The organism is Amycolatopsis sp. 505 (genome assembly GCF_031625235.1).
GTDB lineage: Bacteria > Actinomycetota > Actinomycetes > Mycobacteriales > Pseudonocardiaceae > Amycolatopsis.
This window is the reverse complement of the sequence record NZ_JACKQP010000037.1, coordinates 1-299: the sequence shown is the minus strand read 5'-3', so window position 1 is coordinate 299 and position 299 is coordinate 1. Positions and strand designations below refer to the sequence as shown.

The 299-nt window shown below is 70.9% G+C and carries 1 protein-coding gene; it reads right to left on the bottom strand.

Features of this window, described 5'->3' with window-relative positions:
- On the bottom strand, positions 1 to 299 hold a 299-nt coding region (locus H5965_RS46030; RefSeq protein ID WP_310977647.1), incomplete at both ends, for a nucleoside monophosphate kinase.

The window sequence follows — 299 nt, the reverse complement described above, 5'->3', positions numbered from 1 at the left end:
GTGCGGTCGCGCAGCGCTTTCAGCACCCGGCCGGCGATCTCCTCGACGCTGCCGACACCGTCGACGGTCACCAGGATGTCGGCGTAGTACTCCAGCAGCGGCGCGGTGTCCGACACGTAGATCTGCTGACGGCGGCGGATGACCTCTTCGGTGTCGTCCGCGCGGCCGCGCGACATGAGCCGCGCGACGACGACGTCCTCCGGCACCGGCAGCTGGATCACGGCGTCGAGCGCGACGTCCGCGTCGCCCAGGATCTCGCCGAGGACCTCGGCCTGCTTGGTGTTGCGGGGGAAGCCGTC